This is a genomic window from Phenylobacterium ferrooxidans (assembly GCF_042714595.1).
Taxonomy (GTDB): Bacteria; Pseudomonadota; Alphaproteobacteria; order Caulobacterales; family Caulobacteraceae; genus Phenylobacterium; species Phenylobacterium ferrooxidans.
Map to the genome: position 1 here is coordinate 1 of NZ_JAOTJD010000090.1, position 1,628 is coordinate 1,628.

At 67.0% G+C, this 1,628-nt stretch carries 2 protein-coding genes; both read right to left on the minus strand.

What is annotated here, in order from left to right; translation table 11 throughout:
- On the minus strand, positions 1-658 hold a 658-nt coding region (locus OCL97_RS22570; protein ID WP_377371943.1), incomplete at its 3' end, for an IS91 family transposase.
- On the minus strand, positions 655-1,515 hold the full coding sequence (locus tag OCL97_RS22575) for a tyrosine-type recombinase/integrase (protein ID WP_293351831.1): 861 nt from the start codon (positions 1,513-1,515) through the stop codon (positions 655-657). The genes OCL97_RS22570 and OCL97_RS22575, both read right to left, overlap by 4 nt.
- Positions 1,516-1,628 lie beyond the last annotated feature (113 nt).

Genomic DNA, 1,628 nt, shown 5'->3' on the forward strand with positions numbered 1-1,628 from the left:
CGAAGAAGCCGAGCGCTCCGGTCTCGAACGCGGCTTGGAGGTCTTGAAGGAACAGCCGGCGGTAGAGGCGCGAGAGCACGCGCACGGGCAGGAAGAAGCCGGGTCGACAGGACACCCACCGGGCGCCGTCGGGTGACGGTCCGCCGCCAGGCACGACGCAATGGACGTGGGGGTGATGATGCAGGTTCTGCCCCCAAGTGTGGAGCAGCGCGACCACGCCCAGCTCGGCGCCCAGGTGTCTGGGATCTGCGCCCAGGGTCCGCAGCGTCTCGGCTGCCGCCTTGAACAGGATGGCGTAGAGCGTCGCCTTGTTCTGGAAGGCGATCTCGGCGACCTGCGCCGGCATCGTGAAGACGACGTGGAAGTATTGAACTGGCAGCAAGTCGGCTTGCCGCGCGTCGAGCCAGTCGGCGCGAGCCAGACCCTGACACTTCGGACAATGCCGATTGCGGCAGGAGTTATAGGCCTGGCGCACCAGGCCGCAGTCTGTGCAGTGCTCGGCGTGACCGCCCAGGGCCGCAGTGCGGCAGGCTTCGATGGCGCCCATGACGCGCCGCTCGACGCGCCCGAGGTGACCCTCATGGGCAAGGCGATACGCCGGGCCGTGGCGGCGGAAGACGTCCGCCACCTCCAGGGCCGTGCGCACGAGCCTGCTCAGGCTGGCGGCACGACCTCGACCTGCAGCCGATCGAGCGGGCTGACGGTTTTGCCGATCGTGTGCGTCGCCACCTGGGTATAGCGCGCCGTGGTCGACAGGTTGCTGTGTCCGAGCAGCGCCTGGATGATGCGGATATCGGCGCCGTCCTCCAGCAGGTGGGTGGCGAAGCTGTGGCGCAGGGTGTGGACTGTGACGTGCTTGTCCAGGCCCGCGGCGGTGCAGGCAGACCGGCAGGCAGCATACAGCACCTGGCGATCGATCGGTCGGCTCTCCGCGCGGCCGGGGAACAGCCAGCTCGTCGGCCGCGCCAGGCGCCAATAGGTCCGCAAGATGCCCAGCAGCTGCGGTGACAGCATCACGTATCGGTCCTTGCCGCCCTTGCCGTGCTCGACGCGGATCACCTTGCGGCCGCTGTCGATGTCCGTGATCTTCAGGCCCGTGACTTCCGACGCGCGCAAGCCGGTCGCATAGGCTGTGGTCAGGGCTGTACGGCTCTTCAGGCTCGGCACCGCCTCGAGGAAACGCACCACCTCGTCCATGCTCAGCACGACGGGCAGCTGCCGCGGCTGGCGCGCGTAGGGAATCCGCTCTGGCACATCGGACCGGCGCAAGGTCACACCGTAGAAGAAGCGCAAGGCGCAGACGGTCTGATTAAGCGCCGACCAGGAGATTCCTGCGGCCACCAGATGCACCTGGAAAGTACGCACATCCTCCAGGTCCAGCCGGTCCGGCGAACGGCCGAAGAACCGGCTGAACTTCGTAACAGCATGAACGTAGGATCGCTGGGTCGCCGGTGACAGGTTGCGGACTGTCATGTCCTCGATCATACGCCGGCGTAGAGGGCTCACTTCGGCCATCTTGGGGTCTCCTGTCTGATGGGCTTGGCTCGACACCAAATCCTCTCAGACAGGGGCTTCCTCGCGCCAGCCCCGGCGTGCGCCCGTACCGCGTCAGCGGTTTAGTTCAATCC

What these genes read in the sequence shown, in the direction of transcription:
- OCL97_RS22575 (WP_293351831.1), bottom strand. Translation starts at nt 1,515, where the DNA reads ATGGCCGAAGTGAGCCCTCTACGCCGGCGTATGATCGAGGACATGACA.